This window comes from Piscirickettsia litoralis, assembly GCF_001720395.1.
Taxonomy (GTDB): Bacteria; Pseudomonadota; Gammaproteobacteria; order Piscirickettsiales; family Piscirickettsiaceae; genus Piscirickettsia; species Piscirickettsia litoralis.
The window spans coordinates 753,454-773,186 of sequence record NZ_MDTU01000001.1; the positions used below are offsets into that span (position 1 = coordinate 753,454).

Here is a 19,733-nt window from a genome sequence, read left to right on the forward strand (position 1 = left end):
AATAAAATTCGCAAGAATATGAAAAATAAGCTCATGCCTATCATCGATAAAATTTTACTCAGAAAACGTGGAATTATTGAAAGTGTATTTGATCAACTTAAAAACATCTCTCAAATCGAACATTCCAGGCATCGTAGTGTCAACAACTTTATGGTCAATATTCTTGCTGGATTAGCAGCATATTGTCTTCAAGAGAAAAAGCCATCGCTTAACATCCAGCATAACCTATTGACCAGCTGAGTTATATCGAACTCACGTTAATTAATAATCATCAAACCCGCTCTTCTCTTCAAGCAGGCACACCACTATGAAAACGAAACTGCTCATCTGGGGTTTCGATTAAATCGCGCTCAATATTACGAAATCGCTCAATATGTGCATCAATCGATTCATCGGCACAAATGCTTTTAGCAAACTGCAAATACATCAAAAAGTGCCGTGCTTCTGATGCCAGTAAGCCTTGATAAAATTTAGCTAATTCAACATCAAGCAAAGGAACCAATGCTGCAAAACGCTCGCAAGAACGCGCTTCAATAAAGGCACCAATGATTAAAGTATCCACCAAACACTCAATACGACCCGCTCGAATATGTTGACGCAGGCCCTCAGCATAACGCGAAGCTGAGAGCGCACCATATTGAATACCGCGCTTTCTTATAATCCCTGAAACTTGCTCAAAATGCCTAAGCTCTTCACGCGCTAGTTTCGACATCCGCATCACCATGTCATGGTAGTTACTGTAGCGATTAATCATCGCTAGGGCTGTTGATGCCGCTTTTTTTTCACATTGGGCGTGGTCAATCAATAAAATATCTTGCTGAATCAAAGCCTGCTCTAGCCACAACTTTGGCGTTTTACAGCCTAAAAATGCTGTCGCTTCTGCGGCGCTCGCTACTTTTTCTACCATGCTCACCACTTATAAATAGCCTTGCAAATTAACCGTTTCAACATCAGTCTCTTTGTTTTTTTTCGCATTCGCACGTTCTTGCTCAAGGGCGGCAAGGTACTCATTGTCTATATCTTGAGTAATATATTTTCCATCAAACACTGAATTATCAAATTCAGTAATCTGATCATTACACGCTGAGACGGCCTGATTCAGCGCTGCTAATGTCTGGAAAATAAGCTGGTCCGCACCTAACGCTTTTTCAATTTCCTCAACTGTTTTACCATGAGCGACCAATTCAGAAGCCACAGGCATATCGATACCATAGACATTTGGATACATCACCTCAGGCGCCGCCGAAGCAAAAAATACCTTATTAGCACCAGCTTCTCTAGCCATCTGGATAATCTCACGCGACGTCGTACCACGAACAATCGAATCATCAACCAACAATACATTTTTTCCACTCAGCATTAATCGTATTTAATTTACGGCGCACCGAGTGTCTACGCAAGGCTTGGTCTGGCATGATAAAAGTACGACCAACATAATGGTTTTTAACAAAGCCTTCCCGATAGGGCAAATCAAGCTCTTGTGATAAAGCAAAGGCTGAAGTCCGGCTGCTATCAGGAACAGGGATCACCGCATCAATTTCATTTAAGTCACAAAGCTCGCTCACACGCTTTGCTAGCTGCTCACCCATATTAATCCGTGCTTGGTAAATAGAAATGCCATTCATCACCGAGTCTGGGCGCGCTAAATAGACGTACTCAAAAATACAGGGGGTATAACGCACTCCACTGGCGCAGACACGACGATGCACTTCACCATCTTCACTGATATAAACTGCTTCACCCGGAGCAACATCACCCTGCAACTCAAAACCAAGCATATCAAGCGCAACGTTTTCGGAAGCAAACATGTGCTCTATCCCTTTTTCTGTCTGGCGTGTGCCATAGACTAGAGGCCGAATGCCATTGGGATCACGAAAGGCCAGTAAACCATGGCCATTAATCACAGCCAATGCAGAAAAACCGCCTTTGCAACGATCATAGATCCGTTCCACCGCATAGAAAATATCATCGGCAGATAATTTCAATTTACCTATCCCTTGCATCTCATGCGCAAGGACATTCAAGAGCACTTCTGAATCAGAGCTCGTATTTAAGTGACGACGATCGGTTCGAAATAGCTCTTCTTTTAAGCTTTTTGCATTCGTTAAATTGCCATTATGCGCAAGAGCCACGCCATAGGGAGAATTAACATAAAACGGCTGAGCTTCTGCCTGGTCTGAAGAGCCTGCCGTCGGATAACGCACATGACCAATCCCAAGCTTGCCATCCAAGCGCATCATTTGACGTTGATTGAAGACATCTTTGACTAACCCATTAGATTTACGCAAATAAAATTTGCCGTTTGATGATGTTAAGATACCAGCCGCATCTTGACCACGATGCTGCAACATCGTTAAGCCATCCAATAATGCCTGCCCTACGGGGTAATGCCCAACCAATCCAACAATACCGCACATGGATAATCTACCTCAATTTAAATTAATTTTTAACGTCAGCTGCATTCTTATTAGGTAACGAAAGTAACTCTTTAGGGATATGCTGTTTTGTCCATTGCACTGCATGAGTTAAATAAGGGACGAAATACGCCTGTTTCCAGACGCTTTGCTTGGCAAGTCCCGTCGCATTCACGGCCAATGTCACGAGCATGACAAGCACCAAACCACGAGCGGCACCAAAAACAAGACCAAGTAAACGATCGGTTAAATCCAGCTCACTTTTTTGCACAATCCGCACGAGCAAGGCTGCGATCAACATGCCACATAGCAATACAACCAAAAATACACAGATATAACTTAACGCATATTGAACCGATGGGGAGTTAGAAAAAGAGTGAAAGTAATTAACAAACTGAGGCGCGCAACGCATCGCAGCAAAAAAAGCGCCCGCCCAGACTAATAAAGACAATAATTCTCGAACAAAACCACGCGCCAGACTTAAAACAGCGGAAATGCCAACGATGATTAATAATACAATATCGACCCAATTCAACAACATGGTCTACACCTTGATCTGCACAGAAGGGCACATCATACCTGAAATCGCCATAAAAATCAGCACAAAAATCCACTTAGAGCACAGCGTAATTTAACCAATCGGCCACAGTAAAAAAAGATCCGAAGACAACAATGCGATCTTCCGGCTGTGCTTGTGCGAGTATTGCATCATAACCATCACCCACATCAGCGAAGCATTGATCGGCGGTGCGACAACCTTGCTGGTACAAAACATCTTGAACCTCTGCGGGTTTTGCCGCGCGTTCACAGCTTAAGCCGGCCACGACCCAATGATCAATACTGCGAAATAAGTTTTGTACGACACCAGCAATATCCTTATCCGCCATAATCCCAAATAAACCCCAAGTATTACCGCTACAAGGCTCCGTCATCAACTGCGTTGCTAAGCGTTTTGCCGCCGCCGGATTATGCGCCACATCTAAAATAGTCGTCAATGCACCATTACGAATGATCTGAAAACGGCCGGTCAGTTCAGCATGCTTTAAGCCATGCTCGATTGCATCACGCTTTACCGGCAATCGGTTCTGCAATAAATTAACAGCCTGCAGCACAGACGATGCATTATCAAGTGCCAATTTTGGCATCGGCAGCTCATGCAGTTCTGTTTCTGCACTCCACCAGCCCCAACTATCGCCATGCACTTCAAAACCAAAACTTGACCCTTGCAAATAGAGATCCGCATTCAATTGATTGGCATATTGAATCAGTGTCTGCGGCGGTTGATCATCACCACACACCGCGAAGCCTTGTCGGCGAAAAATGCCCGCTTTTTCTTTGGCTATCGACTCACGGTCAGAACCTAACCACGCCTCATGGTCGATAGCAATGCTGCTGATCAAGGCCAAATCCGCATCGATGATATTCGCCGCATCCAAACGCCCACCGAGGCCAACTTCCAATAAAATAATATCCAGGGCATTTTGTTTAAATACCCATAAGGCATTTAAGATATTAATCTCAAAAAAGGTCAAAGGAGTTTTAGTTTCGGTCTGAGCTTTAGCGACCTGCGCAAACGCTTCACACAAACGTTCATCACTCACCTCTTCACCGAAAAGGCGAATACGCTCGTTATAATGTAAAAAGTGGGGAGAAGTAAAACTGCCAACCGCAAAGCCTGCGGCCACATAAATCTGCTCTCAAAAAAGCGATACAGGAGCCTTTGCCGTTCGTGCCACCTACAGTGATCACAAGAGGCTGAACATTCAACAACTCCAAAGATTCAGCCACTGTTTTTACACGTTCCAACCCAAAGCACATCTCATCAGCATGCTGTTGCTCAGCCCAAGCTAACCATGCTGATAATGTCCGCTGCTCCATTGTTATTCCTTAGCCTTATTTTTTTAGATAGAAAATAAACCGAACGCTATTCTTTATTTTAACTCATTAAAATTAGCGGCTAGCTCGCCGCAGGGAGATTCATCAATTTTCGCAGTAAAGAAGCAAGTTGTGCTCGCATCTCTAAACGATTGACGATCATATCCACCACGCCATGCTCTTGTAAAAACTCACTACGCTGGAAACCTTCTGGTAGTTTTTCACGCACAGTTTGTTCAATCACACGTGGTCCGGCAAAACAGATCAACGCATTAGGTTCTGCAATATTCACATCACCTAGCATCGCAAAACTTGCAGACACTCCGCCTGTCGTCGGGTCTGATAATACCGAAATAAACGGCAAGCCTTCATCGGCCAAGCGCGTTAATGCAGCACTGGTTTTTGCCATCTGCATCAGCGAGAATAACGACTCTTGCATGCGCGCCCCACCGCTAGAACTAAAACAAACAAAGGGCGCACGCAAGGCTAACGCCTTATTTACCCCCTGGACAAAACGCTCACCCATGACAGAACCCATCGAACCGCCCATAAAGCCAAACTCCATCGCAGCGGTAACAATCGGCATAGATTCTAGCGTCCCTGACATCACAACCAATGCATCGGTTTCTTGGGTTTTCTTCTCAGCAATGCTCAAGCGGTCTTTATAGCGTTGAACATCCTTAAACTTTAAATGATCTGTTGGAACCACATTGGCCGCAATTTCCTCACGGCCTTCTGTATCTAAAAATAGATCAATGCGTCGACGCGCACTGATGCGGTGATGGTGCCCACATTGCGGACATACATCTAAATTCTTATTCAGTTCAGGCAAATACAGCACAACCTCGCACGATTTGCACTTTTGCCAAACCCCTTCGGGGACCCCTTTTTTGTTTCCTGCAGCCTCTGTACGTGCCGCCGAAGGTAACAATTTTTCCAACCAACTCATATAATGATCTCTAAACCGTTTGTTGCAATAATAACATTCATTACAGCGATAAGCTGCCTATTATATCAGCCTCAAGGCCAACAGCAATCATCACGCCGCTTATTTCTCGCTCAGCACATTAAAACCAAAGGCTCTACTCTTGCCTTAGGTAATTGAAAAATATCAGGATAAGTCACATTTACAAAGTATAACCCATTCGCCGGCGCTGTCACCCCAGCAACACGTCGATCACGTGATTCCAATACTTCATTTGCCCAGGCTACCGCTTTGTTTCCACGACCAATTTCCATCAAAACCCCGGCAAAGTTGCGGATCATATGATGCAAAAAAGCATTCGCTTCAACATCAAAGAACACTGTACTGCCCTGGCGCTGTACTGTAAACGCATCGATTCTACGCATGGGGGTATTCGATTGACAACCGCTTGCCCGAAACGATGAGAAATCATGCTCCCCCAGCCAATACTGCGCTGCTTCTTGCATCTTTTTTTCATCGAGCCCTTGGTAACAGTAAGTCATTTGCTGATGCCATAAGCCCAACCTCATCGGTCCATTATAAATAATATAACGATAACGCCGGGACAGCGCCGAAAAGCGAGCGTGAAACTCATCACTCACCGGCACGGCCCAATTCAAATTAATATCTTTAGGTAAATAGGTATTCGCTCCCTTCACCCAAGCATGCATAGGGCGTACGGCATCAGTATCGAAGTGAATGATCTGGTGACTGGCATGCACCCCTGTATCCGTTCTTCCCGCACAGACGACTTGGACCGGATGATTGGCAACACGACTGAGTGCTTTCTCGACTTGCTCTTGTACAGAAGGCGAGTGCGATTGGATCTGCCAACCACAATAAGCCCCACCTTCATATGCCAAACTAACTGCTATTCTCATCGCCACCTAATTTCATTTGTGTATTAAATTAGGCGACGATTTTATCCTGTTTAAGCCTTGTTCGCTACTTTTCTAAACCCAGGGTGCTGCATACGCTCGATAGTCGCTCTCAATACCGCTTGATCTTCCAAGCGGCGCACGTGCTCACGACGTAAACGCCAACCTAACCAAAACAGCCCTAAGAACATTACAATAACCAACCCCACCCCCCAATAAGTTATATTTTCAAGCGCTTGTAACCACAAAGGTTGGGCACTTAAAGATCCAGAATTCGCAGGCTTAGCATAGGCAGCTCCCACACTTGCGATGTTTTGTGCTTTTAAGCTTAAAGGTTTAACAACAGGACTAGAGGCCATCGTCGTGGATGAGGACGATACTGAGGATGTGACGACAGGGTCTTCAACACTAAATTGAGGAACATTTTTCTGAGCCTTGCGGGTTAATTTATTATTTTGAGCTAACAGTGCATTATTTTGCTGGTCAACTTTGGTCGCCAAATGTCCCATTTGTGTTTCAAAGCTCGCCAATTGCATTTGCAGTTTTTCGTTGTCTTGCTGAATTTTATTAATCGCGCCTTGTAGGCTTTGCATCTGTACTGCCAACTCTTGCATAATCACCAAACTATCATCGGTATCTATCGCCGGTAGATCTCCTGGCACCAGATGGACAATTTGCGCTGAAGGTTTCGGCCCTGTCGAGCGTTTACCTTGCTGCCAAGCTTTAATCTGCTGTTGTACAGCAAGGCGCGCACCCCGTTTTGAAATGCCTGCAATCACATTTTTTAGAGGGAACAAAAAGCACTTGACCACGCTGTATCTCATTCATATCCCCAGCAATAAAAGCTCTGGGGTTTTGCTCCAATAGAGCAACCATCGTCTGTTGTACGGTTAAATTTTTACTCGGCCGAATTCGCTGAGCGACTTTCCATAAAGTATCATGAGAACGAATGGGACCATAAAGACTCATTCTAGAGGCTGAGGTAAGATTCAACCGCTGATATAGTTTCGGATAATATTGCTTTGTTTTTTGCTAGATTAAGTAAGAACCCTTCTGTTTTATGCCCTCCTGGCCAGCGAATATCCAATGCGATTGCAGAAAGCTCAGGCAAGGGTTTAATACTATGAATATACACCAAAGCCGACCCTTTGCGCCCAGGAAGCACTTTGAAGTTTAAACGCTCCATTTGACTGCGCTCCAACCCCAGCTTTCTCAGCTCAGTTGATGTTGGCATCGTTACATTAATTTTCTGGTAGGGAATATTTCCTAGATGATTAATCACCAGAGCCGCTCGCAAAGGCTCCCTCGGCTCAGAAAAAACAGAGATCTGACCTGTCGATAATGCGAACACATTTAAGCTAAACAGCGCGAACCCGAACGCCACAACACAAAGACGCAGTAACTTCATCTTCTTCCCTGATTTTTACCTTCATCCATTACCTTTTTAACTCTAGCCGGACTTTAACGGCAAATCGAGTAGTAAACTAACTTACCGGGTCAAGCTCCTGTTCTCAAAGCTAAAATAATTTTTAAAAAACTAGCCTTAATGCAAAGACAACAAGAGCACGCATCCGACGTGCTCCTGTAAGCTACTCGACCCTAAACGGTACCGGCGCTTTAGTAAAAGCGTCACTTTCGCCAACGGCTACAGAGCTTATATCGCTCAGCATTCCTACTTAATATGGACCTGAAAAAACGCACTTAAATTCAAATAAACTCAAACTTTTTTCATAAAAATCAGGGAACTTAATTATATTTTATAGAATAACGTTTACTCGATCACGCACCAAACAAGCCCGCTCACACGCTTCCTCAATATTCGCCCCCTGAGCCAGCGCCACTCCCATGCGTCGTCGCCCTGAGACTCCCGGCTTACCAAAGAGCTTCAAGTCGCTTTCTGGGACTGCTAGAGCTTGATCAAGATGACTAAATACAACCTGGCTCGATTCACCCTCAACCAGTAAAGCGGCTGATGCAGAAGGTTGTTTTAGTGTAATTTCTGCAATAGGCAAGCCCAATAATGCACGAACGTGCAAGGAAAATTCAGATAAGTTCTGTGAAATCAATGTCACCATGCCAGTATCATGGGGTCGTGGCGAGACCTCATTAAAATACACCTCATCACCTTTAATAAACAACTCAACACCAAACAAACCATAACCGCCTAATTCAGTGACAATGCTTTTGGCCAATTGCTGCGCTTTTCTCTCAACAGTCTCTGTTAAAGCCTGCGGCTGCCAAGATTCACGGTAATCACCCTCTTCTTGACGATGGCCGATAGGTGGACAAAATGAAATGCCATCGCGATGACTCACCGTTAACAGGGTAATTTCAAAATCAAAATCAATAAAGCCTTCAACAATAATGACATCCGCTGCGGTGCGCCCCCCAGATAAAGCGTAGTCCCAAGCGGCTTTTAATTCGCTTTCACTGCGAACAATGCTTTGGCCCTTGCCAGACGAACTCATCACCGGCTTGATTACACAAGGATAGCCAATTGTCTCCAGCGCTTGCAGGCATTGTTGCCAGCTCTCCACCACCTTAAAAGGTGATGTCGCAAGACTTAATGCTTCTGCCGCAAGTTTACGAATCGCAGCCCGATTCATGGTGATATGCACTGCCTTTGCACTAGGCACCACTTGTTTGCCTTGGGCTTCGACTTCTAATAACACATCCGTCGCAATCGCTTCAACTTCTGGCACAACAATATGTGGATTTTCTTTAGCAATAACCTCGCGTAACGCCTCAGCCTCTGTCATTTGTACAACATAAGCACGATCAGCAACCTGCATCGCCGGTGCGTTTTCATAACGGTCCACAGCAATCACCTCTATGCCAAAGCGCTGCAATTCGATCACAACCTCTTTGCCAAGCTCACCAGCACCCAACAACATCACTCGCTTTGCTGTCGCAGAAAATGGAGTACCTATCATTGTCTTCAATCCTAAGTATTTAATTTTTTGTTTATAGTTTATTTTTTGAAATATCTAGCTATCTAAACAAGAACAAGCGAGCAATCGCCTGTTCTTGCTATCGCCTATGTCAATCGCCTTGCAAGCAGATTTTATATCGCCTGATCATAATAAAGATCAACGCCTGCTTGCTCGGCCCAGTGTGCTAGATATTGCTTTAATTTTTCCGGGAAAGGAATATCTTTAACTAAAGTTAAATTCACCAACGGCGCTACCAAGACAATATCCGCATAAGAAATCACGCCATCGACACTTTCTGTACTCGTCAACAAGGCTTCAAGCTTAGTAAACATCGTTTTAATCTGCTCAAGGTATTTGGGTGTTTTCTCTAAGCTTTCTTCCAAGGTACATTCTAAAGACGTCTCAAACTTATTGCGCAAGTAATCTTGCGCCGCTTGGCTTTCTAGCTCTTTAAAACCTACACTTAGCCAACGTGGCGCTAATAAACCATAGACCGCACGACGAGACTCACTCAAAATACCCTCAATTTCCGCTTGGCGCTTTGATACAACAATGGCAGGCCCAGCATTGTTTTCATCCAAATATTTAACGATATCCAAACTTTCAGCCAAATATTTCCCTTCAGAGACTTCTAATACCGGTACCATTTTCTTACCAATCAATCGTGTTGGTAACTCACTATCAGCATAATCAACGGCAACAACATCATAGGGAATATTTTTTAGCCCTAGGGCTAAACGTACACGAATGCAATAAGGGCAATATTTATATTCATAAAGTGTCATATTTCTCTCCTGTTTTAAGCCTTGGCAAAATCAGTGATTTTAGGCTGTCATCTTGGCATGGACCATGTACAATAACAAGGTTTAATAGCAGTAAAAGAGCGTAAATTTTTCATGATCCAGTTTGACCAAATTGCCATCCGCCGCGGCCCCCGTGTTTTATTCGAAAATGCAAGCTTTACCCTTCCTTACAAGGCAAAAGTCGGACTAATCGGTCAAAATGGCTCTGGCAAATCATCACTTTTCGCTGTTCTTCAGCACCAACTGAGCATTGATCAGGGTCATTACCTCTTTCCCAAAAAAATGCGTATCGCTCACATCGAACAGGAAACTCCCGCATTAAGTTGTTCAGCCCTTGATTATGTTCTCGATGGCGATGACCTGTTAAGGCAATTACAACAAGAACTTAGCCTTGCCGAAAAGAACAATGACGCGCTTAAAATCGCTGAAATCCACCAAAACCTACACGCTATTGATGGTTACAGTGCCAAAGCACGTGCAGCGCGCCTACTTGATGGTTTAGGTTTTATCCATACCGATACTGACAAACCGGTCAGTGCATTTTCTGGCGGCTGGCGCATGCGTTTAAACCTTGCCCAAGCGTTAATGAAACCTTCTGATTTATTATTGCTCGATGAACCTACGAACCATTTGGACTTAAACACAATTATTTGGCTAGAACGTTATTTACAACGTTACCCAGGCATGCTGATGATCATCTCCCACGATCGCGACTTTTTGGATAAGGTCATCGGCCATACCTTACACATCAGCCACCAAACCATTCATTATTACCTTGGAAATTACAGTAGTTTTGAAAAGCAACGCGCTGAAAAAATCGCTCTAGAACAAGCCACCAGTAAAAAAATTTGCCGCCAAGCGCCAGCACCTACAAAGCTTTGTTGATCGCTTTAAAGCCAAAGCCTCTAAAGCTCGCCAAGCGCAAAGCCGGGTTAAAGCCCTAGAAAAACTAGAGCAAGTTCAAATTACACAAGTGAACTCACCTTTTCAGTTTAGCTTTGGTGATGCTCCCAATTGCCCCTCACCCATGGTCACTTTGGAAAACGTTCAACTTGGCTATCATGATCATATTCAATTACGTGATATTAAGCTGACTCTCGCCAAGCATGACCGCATTGGCTTGATCGGTGTAAACGGTGCAGGGAAATCAACGCTATTAAAATCCATTTGCCAAACCTTATTGCCACAACAGGGTACTTTACACGTAGAACCCAAAGTTAAAATCGGTTATTTCGCCCAACACCAAATCGATGAACTCAATGATGAGTTAAGCCCCTTTGATCATTTATCCTCCACAGAAAAAACAGCGACAGACCAAGCAATTCGCAACTTCCTCGGTGGTTTTAACTTTCATGGTGACCGAATTTTTGAACCTCTGCACCAATTTTCAGGTGGAGAAAAAGCACGTTTTGCTCTGGCAAAAATTATCTGGCTCAACCCCAACTTACTCATTCTCGATGAGCCAACCAATCACTTAGATATTGAGATGTGCAATGCCCTAAACCTTGCCCTACAAGAGTTTAATGGCACATTAATCCTCGTTTCTCATAACCGCCATTTACTAAACAGCTGCTCAGATCAGCTCTGGGTTGCAAACAAAGGGCAAGTTACGCTATTTTCAGGCAGTTTAGATGAATATATCAAGCAAGTCGCCGAGCAAACTTCCGACGAAAATACGAAAATAACCCAAGCAAGCTCTCACCAAAACTCTAACCAGGCTACAAATATAAATAATAACAGCGATAATAAAAAGCAATCCCGCAAAGAGGCCGCTGAATTACGTGCCCGGCGTAAACCTTTTTTAACCAAGCTTCGTCAAGCGGAGGATCAACTCGAACAATTACAAAACACTCTGGATACACTAGAGGCACAACTTGCCGATAATAGCCTCTATGAAAGCCAGAATAAGGCCAAACTTGATCAGCTATTAACAGAACAAGTGCAACTTAAAAACCAATTAGAACAAGATGAAGAAGAGGTACTCATTGCCCTTGAAGCCCTCGAAGATTTCGATCAGCGGATAAATCGCTAATCGACACTCAAGCTTGATGATATATTTCTTTGATATAAACAGACTTTGAACTAATGATGCTTGGATTCCAATATTGGATTAATTAGCATCACCTATTTTTGGAACTGGAGTTTGTTACCGATACATTCCTTGCTTTCCATGCTTATTTGGCTCGCCAAGGGCTGTAGTATAGGTTATAAAAAATCTTATAGCATCGGTCAGTAGAAAGTGCTAAAATCAATTCCAAACCAATAATCGATCCATATACCAACCATATAAAATAAAAAATCTCATATAAAAATAAAAATTAGTAGGGAAAAATTAACATCATGAATTAACTATATTTTTTATTAATTTTTTTATTTACGATTACAACAAGTACTTATGCAAAATGGGATGGCGGTAATGTTGACATCACAAATGATACAAACTTAACCATTACTGTGCAAGAATACGATAGCCAATGCATGGATGGAATTTCATTTTCTCCAATTACCTTAAGCCCAGGAGAAACGAAAACAAACGCATATCATGAGGAAGAAAATGCATCAGGCTGGGATTGCGGTTTTCTAGGTGAGGCCAGCTATTATCACTTAAAATTCTACGTCCCGTCGGCCCCTTACCTTTACACATCAGTCAAATATAATATATCTACTGGTCATGTAAGCTTAGATAGTTTCAATTCCACTCTAGCAAACTGTGCGAATAGTAACGATGTAAAAGACACATGGAGTTTAATCAGCTTCCCTAACTTTTTTCCCCTAATAGGAATCCAAATACCCATCCCTAAGCTCATGGTCTACCGAGATAGTGGGCATCGACACCTGTATATACGCCACTCCTGCCCAACTACATAAAGGCTAACAACATCTTAGGGGCAACCTATTTATTATTAAAACACTAGGCCGAACCCCTTGATAAAACTATATTTCAATAAATAAAAAAGTTATAACTATAACTCAATAAAATCAGCGACAATCTCATTTAAACTAAAAAATAACTAAAAAAATCATCTAGTTAATCCACTAACGTTAATTTAAGATTACCTCCCTATAATGGTCCTCATTGTTTAAAATTTACACTCTGCCTTATTCTAGCTGTAGAGCCGTAATGACTTTGGAGTGAGAAACAAATGACTAACCTTTATTTATCATGCCTGGGCATTTTCCTACTTATCTTTATGGCCACGCTATCAATAGCAGGCCCTATCGTGACCATCGCCCTACTTTCTGCAATATTAATCAGCAGCTTAGCTGCATTACAATCAACCAGCACAGCCTCCACTCGATTCAGCTATCGTTATACTTTATATTTTATTGGCTTAAGTACCCTACTCACTATCATGACCAGCTACTTTATGCTGCCTAATCTATCTGATTTATTTCAACAAAATAACAGCGCAATCATCGGCAAGATCATCACACTAGCCTTCATGCCACTGGTTTACCAAATGTACTATAAAGGTATATTGTGTGTGCAATACCTGTTCTTCAAAGAGCCTACACTCCCAGAGTGTTCTGACTTAGACTCAGCAAACATGCCAGGCTGCTCAATGCTGATCGCCACACGTAACGAGCCTTTTGATGTCTGTAAACTCACTTTCGATTCTGCCAATGCATTGATTTATCCTGATGATAAAAAAGAAATTATCGTCGTTGATAACAGCGATTTGGATCACGCTGACTATCTGCTTTGGAAAAACTATGTCGAAGAGCATGCAAAAAACAACCCAAAAACCAGTTATAAATTTATTCATCGTAACGGCACTGAGGGCTTTAAACCTAAAAATCTAGACATTGCTATGGAGCATATTAGCCAAGATCATGTATTATTGCTCGATGCAGACTCTACCCTTAAAAAAGATACCTTGCTTAAAGTCATGCCAGAGTTTATTAAAGATAATAAGTTAGGCTATGCCTCATTACTTATTAAAGGCACCAATCAGGAGTGTAACTTTTTCTCAAAAATATGCTGTATCTCACAAAATATGCTGCGTTATAGTATGAACTTAATCGGGCAAACTGGCTTTGTTATCTTCCAGGGTCACAACTCCATTTGGTCGAAAAAAACCCTCGAAGCGATCGGCCCTTGGTTAGAAATGCACAAGGGAGAACCGATGATCGTCGAAGATGTCGCCGCTGCTGTACGCGCCTACTTTAAAGGCTTTTACGGTAAATCAATTTGGGTCGAAAGTGGTGAATGGGTTCCAACTTCATTGCGCGAGTGCGAGGCAATGTGGATGCGTTGGACCTATGGCAATATGCAAATTACGCATAAATATATTGGCAAAATTTGTCGAGCAGCAACAATGTCCTTTAAAGAGAAAATGGATATCTTAAATCAGATGTTCTCTTTTAGTTATATCTTAACTCCCATTTTTGCCATACTTGCCATTATACAACCTCATGTTTCTGCATTTTGGCTCGCCTTTATGGTCCTTACCCAATTGCCTTCACTGCTATATGTCATCGGTTACAGCCGGCATAACAAGCCCAAATCCGTTTCCTGGATAAAGTGGGTAACTCATTTATATCTTGCATTTTTTTGTCATGAGCACGTTTATTAACTGGGTCTCAACAAAAGCAGTCTTTAATTATATCACTCGCCGCTCCCAGGGCTGGAAACCCACAGGTAAAACCGCAGAAGCTTATATTAGCTGGAAATCAGCGATTAATAGTCGCAAAGGACTATTTGCATTTGCAATTGCTGGCCTTACCCTATTTGTAACTATGGTAAATTACCTAGCAAATATTAACTCACTCTCAGCGAGCGAGCTAGTATTTATGAGCCCGTCTGTGTTGTTTTTCCTTAATATGGCACTGGTCGTTATGGTCTTTGGCCGTTCAAGAATGCAAGAACAAAACAATATCACGCTTATGTCCATCGAGAATAAAAACTCTCATCACTATCATGAAGATTTAAAGGACAAACCTAATAATAAACTAAAAAAAGCGAGTTAATTTAAGTTATTATTTATTAAATACGCTCTTTTCTAAAAACAATATAAACCGAATAAAAGGGCGTATATTTAACCAAATATAAACTAGAATATAAACTAAGTATAAATAAGCACACCACACATCGAGCTATTTTTATTAAAATGCGAGTTCAGTTCACAAAAAAATACTCATGGTTTTTCAGCGGAATTACTCACACTTAATCCGGCTAAAAGCACTTTAATTAATAGTTTAATCATTGGTTTTGCCGGCGATACTCCTGTTGAAACTAGCTTATCTCGTGCATGCAGATGACAAATACCATGGACACTTGCCCATAAAACACGTGTTGCTTCTGTTAGCTCATTACTTTCTAATAACGGTAATGCCTTCGCCAGCGCTCGCTCACCATAGTTAAATAATATTAACGTTTTTTCCTGATAACTTTGGGGGGATTCAATTGATCCGGTATTTAGCCTTTGCATTAACTCCCAAAGTGGATAATCCTCACCAATAGGGTCACTAAACTCTAAGTAAATCTCTGCAATTTCATATAGAGCAGCCTCCCCACTCAATGCCGTTAAATTCACTTTTTCAATCCGGGCAATTAATATATCTAACGCTCTTTCATTTAACATAAAGATAATATCTTCTATGCCCTTTATTCCCTTGCGATACATCTGTGTAGCGGATGTTGCTGCCTTCTTTGCAATCGCCCGAATGGAAAGCTGACTCACCCCCCCTTCGCGCACAATTTTATCCGCAGCATCAACAATATGCTGGCGATATTCACCTTCAGACATCAAAATAGGGCGTGCCATCTCAGCTCCTTATTACAACTTCACGGCGGTTCATTTCATTATGCAAATTATGTTATCACTGTTTACATAATTTAGCCAGTCAGTTATAATCAGCCAATAAGGTAACAACGTTAACTTAAACAGATTTAAAAATAGTAATAAAAACAGATAGCAGAAAGGGGAGCAATTATGAATAGTGGCAGGAAATTAGCCATGTTTGGCTATTTCTTCATACTTTTTTTCAACACCTTTGTTGATTTAGGTCACAAGATACTCATTCAAAATATCTTCTATACCACAGAGTCACCTCACGATTTCACGGTTTATTCTTCTGTGTTAAGCGCCTTAATTCTTATTCCTTATCTAATGATGTTTACTCCAGCAGGTTTTATTGCCGATAAGTTCGCCAAGGCAAAAGTATTACGATTTACAGCCTGGGCAGCAGTTCCACTCACTATCCTCATTACAGTCTTTTATTATCAAGGGCATTTTTGGGCGGCATTTTCCATGACCTTGTTATTAGGTATGCAATCGGCAATTAACTCTCCAGCCAAGTATGGTTATGTTAAAGAATTTTTCGGCAAAGAAAAATCGCCAAAGCCAATGGCTATGCACAAGCGATTACTATGGTTGCGGTTCTAGCGTCCTCCTTAATGTTTACGTTATTATTTCAACACTTTCTTAAAGGGCACACAGGACAAATTCAACCCAACCAAATTGTTCAAAGCATTGCACCATTAGGTTTTATTCTTATTACAACGAGTTTATTTGAGGCAATTTGCACCCACTTTTTAACCATTTATCCCGCATCATCACCAAACTCATCATTACAACCTAAAAAGTATATTAAAGCCGCTTACTTACTTGAAAATATAAAATCTGCAACTAAAAATAAAACTATTTTCAGCTCAATTATCGGTCTCTCACTATTTTGGGGCGCAAGCCAAGTCACCGTCGCCGTTTATGGTGCTTATCTTAAAACCTATCACTACAGTGCGTTATTCGTTCAAGTCGCGATGGCCGTTGCAATATTGGGTATTATTTTAGGCTCTTATAATGCCGGACGTGTTTCAAAAAACTACATAGAAACAGGTATTATCCCTATTTCTACTTTTGCACTCTCTATGATACTAGTCATTATGGTGCATATTTCTAGCCCAGCAGCTATTCTCATCACATTTTTAGTCTATGGCTTTTTTAGCGGCATGCTCGTCGTCCCCCTCAATGCTTTAATCCAGTTCAACGCCAAAGACTCTAAGCTTGGAAAAATCCTTGCTGCAAATAATTTCATGCAAAACATCTTTATGCTCAGCTTTCTTGTCATCACCGCCGTTGTCACCTTAATGGATGTTAACGCAGTGATTGTCTTCGAGAGCCTTGGCACCATCGCATTGATTGCATCTATACTTGCACTTAAGGCTTTACCACAAACGGTGGTTCGTTACGTACTATTCGCGCTCTTTTCAAAATTTTACCGCATTAAAGTGCAAGGTCTAAAAAACCTGCCCTCATCAGGTGGTGTACTATTATTAGGCAACCATACAAGCTATATCGATTGGGCCATCCTTGCCATCGCATCACCACGCCCGATACGCTTTGTCATGGATAAAACAGTCTACAATACCTGGTATTTGAACTGGTTATTTAAAGCCATGAAGCTTATTCCAATTTCTACCAGCGCGAGTAAAGCGGCAATTAAAGACATTCGCGCTGCCCTTGAAAATGATGAAGTCATCGCCTTATTCCCAGAAGGTCATCTCAGTCGTAATGGTCAGCTCGGTCGATTTTTCACTGGCTTTGAGCGCGCTCTAGAAGGTAGCAATGCGACGATAGTCCCATTTTACCTTCATGGCCTTTGGGGTAGCACAGGCTCCTTATCAACAAAGCACTACCGTAAAGTGTCTAAGAAAGGCCTCATTCGCCCTATCTACTGTCATTTTGGCGCAACTTTACCCTCAACAACAACCGCTCCTGAGCTTAAGCAAAAAATCATCGAGCTTTCAACAACAGCTTGGTCTGACTCTTCGGGCTACTTTAAAACAATCACAGAGGCTTGCCTCTCACGATTGAATAAAGTAGGTAAAAAAACAATCATTACTGATGAGCAACAGAAAATCAGCCTGTCTGGCTATAAAGCAATCAGTGCAATAATCACCATGAAACAGGCCCTTAAAAAGCCCCTTGGCCAAGATAGCACTACTGGTGTGCTCCTTCCTCCCGGCCTAGGGGGTATTCTCGGTAATCTTGCAGGTTTGGCCTTAGACAAAACTATTGTCAATCTTAATTATACCGCAGAGAAAGATGCATTATTGCACGCGATCAGTTCAACCCAAATGAAAACAGTCGTCACCTCAAAAACGTTCTTTAAAAAACTGACGAATAAAGGCTTTGATCTATCTTTTTTAGAAGATCATATCCAGCTAATCTTTCTTGAAGACCTTAAAACTAAAATTTCAAAAGTTAAAACCATAACAAATTATTTACTCACACGAATACTGCCATTATCGCTATTAAAATTATTTTTCTTTAATAGCAAAAAAATATAAACGACACCGCATTGATTTTATTTAGCAGCGGCAGTGAAGGAACCCCGAAAGGTGTCCAACTTTCTCATCACAATGTTATTGCCAACTGTACCCAATGCTCTTGTGTACTCAACTTAACAGCAGATGATAAAGTCTTAAGCTGTTTACCATTATTCCATGCCTTTGGCCTGACGGTTACCACATTGATGCCACTCATCGAAGGTACCCCGATGGTTTGCTACCCAGACCCAACAGATGCTCTAAAAATAGGTAAAACCATCGCCAAGCATAATGTCACTATTTTGTGTGGAACCACAACATTTTTTAACCTTTACTCTCGCCACCCGAAGCTTCATGCCTCAATGTTTAAATCACTTAAAACAGTCATTTCAGGGGCTGAGCGCATGGCAGATAAAGTACGAGAAGCTTTTTTAAAGAAATTTAATAAAAATATTCTAGAAGGCTATGGTGCGACTGAACTTTCCCCTGTCGCAACATTAAATCTAGAAAACATTCTGGTCACTGAAGATTGGTACGTCCAACCAGGGGAAAAATCAGGCAGCGTCGGCTTACCTTTACCCGGCACTGCAATTAATATCATTGACCCAAATACCCTTGAAATACTACCCACCAACCAAGAGGGCTTAATTATCATTACCGGCCCACAACTTATGACAGGCTACCTAAACAATCAACAAAAAAACACCGAGAGCTTTTTAACCATCGATAATAAACGCTGGTATAAAACAGGGGATAAGGGCATTATCGATAAAGATGGCTTTCTTACTATTAAAGGGCGTTACTCTCGCTTTGCTAAAATTGCCGGTGAAATGGTCAGCCTGCAAGCTGTAGAAGATATCATTGAGACGTTTAGCAGCGACGACGACCATTGTGTCACCGTTGCCCTTGAAGACGCTAAAAAAGGTGAACGTATTATCTGCCTAACGGATAATCAATCACTAACCAGCACATTAAAGCAAACAATGCGAGAGCAAAATGTCAACTCCACACTCATCCCGAGCGATGTTATCTATATAGAGCATATCCCCATACTTGGTTCTGGCAAAGTAGATTACAGCAAAGCCAAAGCCATAGCACTTGAGTTGCTTGGCAAATAAATAAGGGCCTATCAGGCCCTTTACTCTATTTAAAAATCAAAAACTTTATCATCAATTAAACCACGCTCATTCCCCAAGGCAATACTTCTTTGATGGTGACTGATGTTGCACTAATCAGCTGCTGAGCTTTTGCTGTTGAAACAATGGACAAAGAAGCAAAATAATTGACTGGGGATTGCACATCATCTTCTGGTTCTTTACTAACAAATATGCTTAATTTCCCTTTACTATCTTCTGAAACTTTTAAATTCCCTTCTATCGTCTCTTTGTCCGTATTAAAAGATGAATAAAAAGCTCTAGCATTCGGGTCATAATCATAAGTTTCAAATTCAATTAATACATTACTATTAAAGTTATTTTTCTGAATATACTGCGCTAGTTGCTGCTGGTTTTTCACTGACAAACGAAAATCAATATCAATTGGCTTTACTTTTTCAGTTTCATCCCAAAATAAATCACTGATTACACCGACATGC

The 19,733-nt window shown here is 41.9% G+C and carries 21 protein-coding genes and 1 pseudogene; 8 read left to right on the forward strand and 14 right to left on the reverse strand.

Features of this window, described 5'->3' with window-relative positions:
* On the forward strand, nucleotides 1-240 hold a 240-nt coding region (locus BGC07_RS03610), incomplete at its 5' end, for a transposase (RefSeq protein ID WP_139121745.1).
* 49 nt (nucleotides 241-289) lie between these two features.
* Here the strand turns inward: BGC07_RS03610 and miaE are convergent.
* The 12 genes and pseudogenes from miaE to grxB all read right to left on the reverse strand — a co-directional run bounded on the left by miaE (nucleotide 290) and on the right by grxB (nucleotide 9,849).
* On the reverse strand, nucleotides 290-907 hold the full coding sequence (miaE, locus tag BGC07_RS03615) for a tRNA-(ms[2]io[6]A)-hydroxylase (RefSeq protein WP_069313792.1): 618 nt from the start codon (nucleotides 905-907) through the stop codon (nucleotides 290-292).
* Nucleotides 908-916: 9 nt separating this feature from the next.
* Nucleotides 917-2,417 (reverse strand): annotated as a pseudogene (gene purF, locus BGC07_RS03620) (amidophosphoribosyltransferase).
* 22 nt (nucleotides 2,418-2,439) lie between these two features.
* Complete coding sequence (locus tag BGC07_RS03625) at nucleotides 2,440-2,955, reverse strand: CvpA family protein (RefSeq protein ID WP_069311991.1); 516 nt, start codon at nucleotides 2,953-2,955, stop codon at nucleotides 2,440-2,442.
* Between the two features lie 73 nt (nucleotides 2,956-3,028).
* Entirely contained in the window at nucleotides 3,029-4,099 is a 1,071-nt protein-coding gene (locus BGC07_RS03630; protein ID WP_235602897.1) for a bifunctional folylpolyglutamate synthase/dihydrofolate synthase, read from the reverse strand.
* Complete coding sequence (locus BGC07_RS21650; protein ID WP_235602898.1) at nucleotides 4,044-4,292, reverse strand: hypothetical protein; 249 nt, start codon at nucleotides 4,290-4,292, stop codon at nucleotides 4,044-4,046. Before BGC07_RS21650 ends, BGC07_RS03630 begins: the two co-directional genes overlap by 56 nt.
* Nucleotides 4,293-4,371: 79 nt before the next feature.
* On the reverse strand, nucleotides 4,372-5,238 hold the full coding sequence (gene accD, locus BGC07_RS03635) for an acetyl-CoA carboxylase, carboxyltransferase subunit beta (protein ID WP_069311992.1): 867 nt from the start codon (nucleotides 5,236-5,238) through the stop codon (nucleotides 4,372-4,374).
* A gap of 110 nt (nucleotides 5,239-5,348) precedes the next feature.
* A complete protein-coding gene (gene truA / locus BGC07_RS03640) occupies nucleotides 5,349-6,134 on the reverse strand; it encodes a tRNA pseudouridine(38-40) synthase TruA (protein WP_069311993.1) in 786 nt (261 codons plus the stop codon).
* A gap of 50 nt (nucleotides 6,135-6,184) precedes the next feature.
* Complete coding sequence (locus BGC07_RS21655) at nucleotides 6,185-6,955, reverse strand: hypothetical protein (RefSeq protein ID WP_235603445.1); 771 nt, start codon at nucleotides 6,953-6,955, stop codon at nucleotides 6,185-6,187.
* On the reverse strand, nucleotides 6,855-7,100 hold the full coding sequence (locus BGC07_RS21660) for a FimV/HubP family polar landmark protein (protein WP_235602899.1): 246 nt from the start codon (nucleotides 7,098-7,100) through the stop codon (nucleotides 6,855-6,857). The genes BGC07_RS21655 and BGC07_RS21660 overlap by 101 nt, the downstream gene beginning before the upstream one ends.
* Before the next feature lies 1 nt (nucleotide 7,101).
* A complete protein-coding gene (locus BGC07_RS21665; RefSeq protein WP_235602900.1) occupies nucleotides 7,102-7,539 on the reverse strand; it encodes a type IV pilus assembly protein FimV in 438 nt (145 codons plus the stop codon).
* Between the two features lie 349 nt (nucleotides 7,540-7,888).
* Nucleotides 7,889-9,064 (reverse strand): formate-dependent phosphoribosylglycinamide formyltransferase, encoded by a 1,176-nt coding sequence (purT, locus tag BGC07_RS03650; protein ID WP_069311994.1) that lies wholly within the window; start codon nucleotides 9,062-9,064, stop codon nucleotides 7,889-7,891.
* Between the two features lie 131 nt (nucleotides 9,065-9,195).
* A complete protein-coding gene (grxB, locus tag BGC07_RS03655; protein WP_069311995.1) occupies nucleotides 9,196-9,849 on the reverse strand; it encodes a glutaredoxin 2 in 654 nt (217 codons plus the stop codon).
* 111 nt (nucleotides 9,850-9,960) lie between these two features.
* On the opposite strand from grxB, the gene BGC07_RS21670 reads away from it, so the two are divergent.
* From BGC07_RS21670 to BGC07_RS03670, 4 genes are all read left to right on the forward strand, one after another.
* A complete protein-coding gene (locus BGC07_RS21670) occupies nucleotides 9,961-10,752 on the forward strand; it encodes an ABC-F family ATP-binding cassette domain-containing protein (protein ID WP_235602901.1) in 792 nt (263 codons plus the stop codon).
* An 88-nt stretch (nucleotides 10,753-10,840) separates the two neighbouring features.
* Nucleotides 10,841-11,899 (forward strand): ATP-binding cassette domain-containing protein, encoded by a 1,059-nt coding sequence (locus BGC07_RS21680; RefSeq protein WP_235602902.1) that lies wholly within the window; start codon nucleotides 10,841-10,843, stop codon nucleotides 11,897-11,899.
* Nucleotides 11,900-13,010: 1,111 nt separating this feature from the next.
* A complete protein-coding gene (locus BGC07_RS03665; RefSeq protein ID WP_069311996.1) occupies nucleotides 13,011-14,444 on the forward strand; it encodes a glycosyltransferase in 1,434 nt (477 codons plus the stop codon).
* Nucleotides 14,428-14,838 (forward strand): hypothetical protein, encoded by a 411-nt coding sequence (locus BGC07_RS03670; RefSeq protein WP_069311997.1) that lies wholly within the window; start codon nucleotides 14,428-14,430, stop codon nucleotides 14,836-14,838. The genes BGC07_RS03665 and BGC07_RS03670 overlap by 17 nt, the downstream gene beginning before the upstream one ends.
* Before the next feature lie 167 nt (nucleotides 14,839-15,005).
* Here the strand turns inward: BGC07_RS03670 and BGC07_RS03675 are convergent, their stop codons facing one another.
* The gene (locus BGC07_RS03675) at nucleotides 15,006-15,635 is read right to left on the reverse strand and encodes a TetR/AcrR family transcriptional regulator (protein WP_069311998.1); all 630 of its coding nucleotides are present in this window, start codon (nucleotides 15,633-15,635) and stop codon (nucleotides 15,006-15,008) included.
* 168 nt (nucleotides 15,636-15,803) lie between these two features.
* Here BGC07_RS03675 and BGC07_RS19245 point away from each other — a divergent pair, with 168 nt between their 5' ends.
* Genes BGC07_RS19245 through BGC07_RS19255 form a run of 3 tightly spaced genes read left to right on the forward strand, consistent with a single transcriptional unit; the run spans nucleotide 15,804 to nucleotide 19,257 of the window.
* Nucleotides 15,804-16,256: an MFS transporter gene (locus BGC07_RS19245; protein WP_077216739.1), complete on the forward strand. Its 453-nt coding sequence runs from the start codon at nucleotides 15,804-15,806 to the stop codon at nucleotides 16,254-16,256.
* Nucleotides 16,241-18,160 carry an MFS transporter gene (locus BGC07_RS19250; RefSeq protein WP_077216740.1) on the forward strand — a complete coding sequence of 640 codons (1,920 nt, stop codon included), beginning with the start codon at nucleotides 16,241-16,243 and terminating at the stop codon, nucleotides 18,158-18,160. The genes BGC07_RS19245 and BGC07_RS19250 overlap by 16 nt, the downstream gene beginning before the upstream one ends.
* An 11-nt stretch (nucleotides 18,161-18,171) precedes the next feature.
* Nucleotides 18,172-19,257, forward strand: a complete 1,086-nt coding sequence (locus tag BGC07_RS19255) for an AMP-binding protein (RefSeq protein WP_158006857.1) — start codon at nucleotides 18,172-18,174, stop codon at nucleotides 19,255-19,257.
* A gap of 55 nt (nucleotides 19,258-19,312) precedes the next feature.
* Here BGC07_RS19255 and BGC07_RS03685 read toward each other — a convergent pair.
* The coding region (locus BGC07_RS03685; RefSeq protein ID WP_069311999.1) for a hypothetical protein at nucleotides 19,313-19,733 on the reverse strand (421 nt) is incomplete at its 5' end.

Excerpts from the sequence above, each read along its gene's own strand:
- miaE (WP_069313792.1), bottom strand. The coding sequence starts at position 907 with ATGGTAGAAAAAGTAGCGAGCGCCGCAGAAGCGACAGCATTTTTAGGC.
- BGC07_RS03625 (WP_069311991.1), bottom strand. The coding sequence starts at position 2,955 with ATGTTGTTGAATTGGGTCGATATTGTATTATTAATCATCGTTGGCATT.
- BGC07_RS21650 (WP_235602898.1), bottom strand. The coding sequence starts at position 4,292 with ATGGAGCAGCGGACATTATCAGCATGGTTAGCTTGGGCTGAGCAACAG.
- accD (WP_069311992.1), bottom strand. The coding sequence starts at position 5,238 with ATGAGTTGGTTGGAAAAATTGTTACCTTCGGCGGCACGTACAGAGGCT.
- truA (WP_069311993.1), bottom strand. The coding sequence starts at position 6,134 with ATGAGAATAGCAGTTAGTTTGGCATATGAAGGTGGGGCTTATTGTGGT.
- BGC07_RS21655 (WP_235603445.1), bottom strand. The coding sequence starts at position 6,955 with ATGAGATACAGCGTGGTCAAGTGCTTTTTGTTCCCTCTAAAAAATGTG.
- BGC07_RS21660 (WP_235602899.1), bottom strand. The coding sequence starts at position 7,100 with ATGAGTCTTTATGGTCCCATTCGTTCTCATGATACTTTATGGAAAGTC.
- BGC07_RS21665 (WP_235602900.1), bottom strand. The coding sequence starts at position 7,539 with ATGAAGTTACTGCGTCTTTGTGTTGTGGCGTTCGGGTTCGCGCTGTTT.
- purT (WP_069311994.1), bottom strand. The coding sequence starts at position 9,064 with ATGATAGGTACTCCATTTTCTGCGACAGCAAAGCGAGTGATGTTGTTG.
- grxB (WP_069311995.1), bottom strand. The coding sequence starts at position 9,849 with ATGACACTTTATGAATATAAATATTGCCCTTATTGCATTCGTGTACGT.
- BGC07_RS21670 (WP_235602901.1), top strand. The coding sequence starts at position 9,961 with ATGATCCAGTTTGACCAAATTGCCATCCGCCGCGGCCCCCGTGTTTTA.
- BGC07_RS03665 (WP_069311996.1), top strand. The coding sequence starts at position 13,011 with ATGACTAACCTTTATTTATCATGCCTGGGCATTTTCCTACTTATCTTT.
- BGC07_RS03670 (WP_069311997.1), top strand. The coding sequence starts at position 14,428 with ATGAGCACGTTTATTAACTGGGTCTCAACAAAAGCAGTCTTTAATTAT.
- BGC07_RS03675 (WP_069311998.1), bottom strand. The coding sequence starts at position 15,635 with ATGGCACGCCCTATTTTGATGTCTGAAGGTGAATATCGCCAGCATATT.
- BGC07_RS19245 (WP_077216739.1), top strand. The coding sequence starts at position 15,804 with ATGAATAGTGGCAGGAAATTAGCCATGTTTGGCTATTTCTTCATACTT.
- BGC07_RS19250 (WP_077216740.1), top strand. The coding sequence starts at position 16,241 with ATGGTTGCGGTTCTAGCGTCCTCCTTAATGTTTACGTTATTATTTCAA.